The 5,962-nt window shown below is 74.0% G+C and carries 3 protein-coding genes and 1 pseudogene; 3 read left to right on the forward strand and 1 reads right to left on the reverse strand.

The genetic code is table 11. From position 1 onward, the window contains the following. On the forward strand, positions 1 to 816 hold an 816-nt coding region (locus NH602_RS27150), incomplete at its 5' end, for an acyl-CoA dehydrogenase family protein (protein ID WP_253069268.1). A gap of 15 nt (positions 817 to 831) precedes the next feature. Here NH602_RS27150 and NH602_RS27155 read toward each other — a convergent pair. Next, positions 832 to 2,313 (reverse strand): alkaline phosphatase D family protein, encoded by a 1,482-nt coding sequence (locus NH602_RS27155; RefSeq protein ID WP_179762527.1) that lies wholly within the window; start codon positions 2,311 to 2,313, stop codon positions 832 to 834. A gap of 489 nt (positions 2,314 to 2,802) precedes the next feature. Between NH602_RS27155 and NH602_RS27160 the strand changes: the two genes are divergently transcribed. Together NH602_RS27160 and NH602_RS27165 are read left to right on the forward strand one after the other, a co-directional pair. Next, positions 2,803 to 5,496: a Pls/PosA family non-ribosomal peptide synthetase gene (locus NH602_RS27160; RefSeq protein ID WP_253069270.1), complete on the forward strand. Its 2,694-nt coding sequence runs from the start codon at positions 2,803 to 2,805 to the stop codon at positions 5,494 to 5,496. Next, a pseudogene (locus NH602_RS27165) lies at positions 5,493 to 5,962 on the forward strand (non-ribosomal peptide synthetase); the annotation flags it as partial. The gene NH602_RS27160 and the pseudogene NH602_RS27165, both read left to right, overlap by 4 nt.

Consider the following 5,962-nt stretch of genomic DNA (forward strand, 5'->3'; position numbering starts at 1 on the left):
ACGATCCGCTCCGCCGACGGCTCGCGCACCGCGGCCCTGGTCGCCCGGCTCACCACGCCCTACGACGGCGCCTCCGCGGCCGGTGTCACCGCCGACGGCGACCGGCTCACCGGCACGGTGGAGCACGTCCCGGACGCGGGCGCCGCGGACGTGCTGGTCGTCGCGGCCGCGGGGCCCGAGGGCCCGGTGCTGGCCGTGGTCGACCCCGGCGCCGACGGGGTGCGGGTGGAACGGTGCGGCTCGTTCGACGTGACCCGCCCGGTCGCCCGGGTCGTCCTCGACGGGGCGACCGGAACCGTACTCGCCACCGGCGCGGACGCCGACGGCGCGCTGCGGCACGCCTTCCGCACCGCCGGGGCGCTGCTCGCCGCCGAACAGGCCGGCATCGCCCGCCGGCTGCTCGACCTGACCGTCGCCTACGCGAAGGAGCGGCTGCAGTTCGGCAGGCCCATCGGGTCGTTCCAGGCGGTCAAGCACCGGTGCGCGGACATGCTCGTCGCCGTCGAACAGGCCCGGACCGCGGCGCTGCACGCGGCCTGGGCGGTCGACGACCCGCGCGTCGACGACGCCGACCTCGCCGTGTCGATCGCGCAGGCCACCTGTTCGGAGACGGCCTACCGGGTCGCCGCCGACGCGGTGCAGCTGCACGGCGGGATCGGCTTCACCTGGGAGCACGTCGCGCACCTGTACTACAAGCGCGCCGTCGCCGACGCGGCGCTGCTCGGGTCCGCCGAGGCCCACCGCGAGCGCATCGCCGCGCTGGTGCTGGACACCCTCGGCGACGACGTCCGCGAGCCCCGGGTGGCGACCGGCTGAGCGCCGGGGGCCGGGTCAGACCTTGTTCAGGCCCGGCTCCCGGTCCGGCACCACGAACGACGCCGCCGTGCGCACCGTGGCACCGGGCTCGCTGATCCGGGACACGGTGCGGAAGTCCGCGCGCATCTGCGCGGGGGTGAACGTCGCCAGCACGTAGCCGCGCCGGTCGAGCGACCACACCGAGCTGCCGCTGCCACCGGACTTCGCGTCGCCGTCGCCGTCGCCGCCGGAGGTGACCGAGGTGGTGACGAGCTCGGTGCCGGCGATCCGGTCGTCGGCACCGGGGATCTCGTTGGCGTGGTGGACGTGCTCGTCGCCGGTGAGGACGACGGCGTTGCGCACGCCCGCCTCGGTCCAGCCGCGGACGACCCGCTCCCGGGACCCGGTGAACTCCCCCCAAGTGCCGGACTTGCCGCCCCGGCGCGGGGCGAAGAACACCTGCTGGGCCAGCACGTCCCAGCCCGCGGCGGAGTCGGTCAGCCCGCGCAGCAGCCAGCGTTCCTGGTCGGCGCCGAGCATCGAGCCGCGCATCCGGTACTGGCGGGTGTCCAGGACGTGGAAGGTGGCGAGCGAGCCCCACTCCAGCCGCCGGTAGAGCTGCATGTCCGGGCCGTCGGGCACCGAGGCGCGGCGCAGCGGCATGTGCTCGTAGTACGCCTGGGCCGCGGCCCGTCGCCGGTCGGGCGTCGCGCCGTCCCAGTCGTTGACGACCTCGTGGTCGTCCCACACCACCACCCACGGGGCGACGGCGTGGGCGGCGCGCAGGTCGTCGTCGGAGCGCTGGTGGGCGTGCGTACGCCGGTAGCCGGCGAGGTTCTTCGGCTCCGGCGGGCCCGGGTCGCGGACCTCCCCGCGGTCGGTCTCGTAGAAGTAGTCGCCCAGGTGCAGGACGAGATCGGGGGCGTCGGCGGCCATCCCGCGGTAGGCGGTGAAGTGGCCCGCACCGAACTTCGCGCACGACGCCGTCGCGATGGTCAGCGAGGCGGCGGCCGCCCCCGCCGCGGGCGCGGTCCGGGTGCGCGCGACGGGGGAGAGGTGGCCACCGGTACGGAACCGGTAGAAGTACTCGCGGCCCGGGGCGAGTCCCGCGGGCTCGGCGTGCACGCTGTGCGCGAGTTCGCGGGTGGCGGTCTCCGTGCCGCGCGACACGACGCGGGCGAAGCGCTCGTCCTCGGCGACCTCCCACTCGACCTCGACCGCCCGGTCGGGCATCCCGCCGCGGCCGTCCTCGGCGTCGGGCTCGGGGGCGAGCCGGGTCCACAGGACCATCCCGTCGGGCGACGGGTCGCCCGAGGCGACGCCGAGGGTGAACGGGTCGGGCGTCGTCGCCTGGCGCAGGGCACCGGCGAACCAGCGGGGCACGGCGGCGGGCTCACCGCCGGGCGTGGCCGGCACCAGCCCGGCGACCGCGGCCCCGAGGGTGCCGAGCAGCACGCTGCGGCGTGGCAGTGCGGTCACACGTCCTCCTGTGCGTGGTGGTCGGGGAGAACCGTCCATGCTCCGCCCCGGCGACCCCAACGGCGGTGCGCACGCGCCGGGGCCGGTGTCGCCGGACGAGTGAATCACCGCGGGTGTCCGGCCACGGGCGATCGGCCGGAACCGGCCGGGTGCACCCCCGGTCCCCCGCGGCACGCCCGCACCGACGACTGATGTGCAGTGACCTGCATCACATCCAGGCTCACATCGAACCTCCGCTCGTCGAGTCACGAAAACAGTTCATCGGGATCGCGCCGGATCGCGGCCCGCGACCGCGACGCCCTCGACGTCGCGGTCGGAATCGTGCCGCTCTGCCCCCGAAAATGTGTGAGTCGGGGGTCGGTCGATCATAAATATTGACTATGTAACGCGCTGGAAATGGTCGACGATTCTGCCCGTACACGCTCGTACTGCCGGGGGATGACGATGGTGTCGAAAGACGGGGTGATGACCACCGGGCCTGTGCGCGAACAGGAATCGCGCACGGTGCCCGAGTCGGAACACGCTGTCGTGATCGCTTTCACAGCGATCATCACGGAGCTGCTCGACGCACCCGTGCGGCCGGACGACCACTTCTTCGTCGACGCCGGTGCCGACTCGATGGTCCTCGCCCGGTTCTGTGCGCGGGTCCGGCAGCGGCCCGACCTGCCGCACGTCGCGATGACCGACGTCTACGCCCACCCCACCGTGGCCGGGCTGGCCGCGGCACTCGCCCCGTCGGTCGCGCGCTCCGCTCGCACCGTCGACGACGTGCGCGAGGGCTACCGGGCGATCCTCGCCGAGCTGGTCGGCGCCGACGTCGGGGCCGACGCCGACGTGTTCGCCGACCTCGGTGCCGACTCCATGACGATGACCCGGTTCTGCGCCAGGGTCCGCCGCCGCGACGACCTGCCCGACGTCGCGATGACCGACGTCTACGCCCACCCCACCGCCGCCGGTCTGGCCGTCGCGCTCGCCGGCGACGCCGGTCCCGTGCCGGACGAGGCACCGCCCGCGCTGCCGGTCCCGACCGGCACCACCCGCGCCTACGTACTGTGCGGCGCGGCGCAGCTGCTCACCTTCGTCGTGTTCACCCTCGCCTATGGCACCCTGCTCGGCGCCGTGTTCCAGTGGATCGCCCTCGGCACCGGGCTGCTGGACTTCTACCTGCGCTCGCTGGCCGCGGTGGCGGTGGCCTTCACGGTGTTCGCGGTGCTCCCGATCGCCGCGAAGTGGCTGCTCGTCGGCCGGTGGACCGAGCGCGAGATCCCGCTGTGGAGCGCCGCGTACTACCGGTTCTGGCTGGCCAGGACCCTGGTCCGCACCAACCCGCTGCTGCTGGTCGCCGCGGGCTCGCCGCTGCTGCCGCTCTACCTGCGGCTGCTCGGCGCCCGGATCGGACCCGGCGTGGTCATGCTGGCGCGCACCATCCCGGCCTGCCCGGACCTGCTCACGATCGGCGCGAACACCGTGCTGCGCAAGGACTCGATCCTGTCCTGCTACCGCGCCGAGCCGGGCATCATCCGGACCGGCCGGGTCACGATCGGTGCCCGCGTCGTCGTCGGCGAGGCGTCGGTGATCGACATCGGGACCGAGATCGGCGACGGCGGACGGCTCGCCCACGCCTCCTCGCTGCACACCGGCCAGGTCGTCCCGGCCGGTGCGACCTGGTGGGGCACTCCGGCCCGCCCGGGCGGCGGAGACCCCGGCGCCGGGGTCTCGGCGACGATCGGCCGGGCCCGGCGCGCCGGCTATGCGACCGGCCAGCTCGGCTGGCTGCTGCTGGTCTGGCTGCCGCTGGGCGCCGGTGTGGTCGACGTCGTGCTGGCGTCCGTGCCGACGCTGGCGGCGGTGATCGGCAGCGGGGCCGCCGGGGTGGTCTCGTCCCAGCTCTGGCTCGACGCCCTCGTCAGCTCGACCGGCCTGCTCCTCGCCGGGACGGCCGTCGGTCTGTTCGGGGCCGCAGTGGTCGCGCGCGTGCTGTCGCTCGGGCTCACCGAGGGACGTCCGTACCCCCTCTACGGCCTGCGATACACGTTGCAGCGCACCGTGTTACGGATCACGAACGTCCGGTTCTTCACCTATCTGCTCGGCGACAGCTCCTACATCGTCGATTACCTCCGGATCATCGGACACGATCTCCGGCGGACCCCGCAGACGGGGACGAACTTCGGGACGGCGGTGAAGCAGGAGACGCCGTTCGCGAGCTCGATCGGAACCGGCACGATGGTCGCCGACGGTTTGTCCATCGTCAATGTCGACTATTCGGACACCGCATTCGTCGTGAACCGGACACGGATTGCGTCGAACTCGTTCCTGGGCAACAGGATCGTGTGGACGGCCGGCTCCAGGGTCGGCGACGACTGCCTGATCGCCACCAAGACGCTCGTCCCCACCGACGGCCGGGTGCGGACCGGGGTCGGGCTCCTCGGCTCGCCGCCGTTCGAGATCCCCCGCACCGTCGCCCGGGACTCGATGTTCGGCCACCTGCACACCGGCCTCGACCTGCACGACCGGCTGCGCGCCAAGAACCGCTACAACCGCCGCACCATCGCCCTGGCCGTGGCGTTCCGGTGGGGTGCCCTGTTCGGGGTCACCCTGCTCACCCTGATCGTCGCCGCCCTGCTGGCGCCGCTGGGTCCGGTCGCGGTCGGGGTGCAGCTGCTGCTGTCGCTGCTGTTCACGATGACGTACACGATCACCGTCGAGCGGCTCACCGTCGCCGGGCGCCGCCGGCTGCAGCCCCGCTTCTGCTCGGTCTACGACCCGTACTTCTGGTGGCACGAGCGGTACTGGAAGCTCGTGGTGCAGGGCTGGGACCGGATGCTCGCCGGAACCCCGTTCAAGAACCTCGTCACCCGCGCCCTCGGCGTGCAGATCGGCCGCCGCGTGTTCGACGACGGGTGCAACATGACCGACCGCACGCTCGTGCGCATCGGCGACGACGTCGTCCTCAACGCCGGGTCGGTGCTGCAGTGCCACTCGCAGGAGGACGGCACCTTCAAGTCCGACTTCATCTCCGTCGGCACCGGCGCCTGTCTCGATGTCGGCGCCTTCGTCCACTACGGCGCCGTCGTCGGCGACGCCGCCCGCATCGGCTGCGACGCCTTCCTCATGAAGGGCGAGGACGTCCCCGCCGGTGCCGTCTGGGAGGGCAACCCGGCCGCCGCCCCGCGGTCCCGCCCCGCCCCGGCCCCGCTGCTGAACGGAGAGACCGCACGATGACCGGCACGCTCGCCGACCCCGCCACCACGACCACCCGCGAGTACTGGACCCGGGTGCTGCTCACCGGCGGCGCCACCCCGGCCCCGTCGTGGACGGCGACACCCCGGCCCGGGACCGCCGTGCACACCGAGCCGATCCCGCGGGACGCGGTCGCCTCCGTCGCCGCGGTGACCGGCGTGGAGCCCGGCGCGGTGCTGCTCGCCGCGCACGCCGCCGTCCTCGCGGCCCTGTCCGGCGACACCGAGGTGACCGCCGGTGTCCCGGCCCGCGCCGGCGCGACGCCGCTGCCGGTGTGCCTGGACACGGCCCGCAGCTGGTCCGCGCTGGTCACCGCGGCCGCCGACGCACTGGCCGGGTTGCGCGCCCACCCCGGGCCCGACCTGGGACGCCTCGCCGCCGAGCTCGGGACCGCGGTGCCGTCGTTCGGCACGGTGCTCGACCCGGGCGCGGACCTGCGCGGCGCCGA

It is taken from the genome of Pseudonocardia sp. McavD-2-B (assembly GCF_024124365.1).
In the GTDB taxonomy this organism is placed as follows: Bacteria; Actinomycetota; Actinomycetes; order Mycobacteriales; family Pseudonocardiaceae; genus Pseudonocardia; species Pseudonocardia alni.

What these genes read in the sequence shown, in the direction of transcription:
- NH602_RS27155 (WP_179762527.1), bottom strand. Translation starts at nt 2,313, where the DNA reads ATGGACGGTTCTCCCCGACCACCACGCACAGGAGGACGTGTGACCGCA.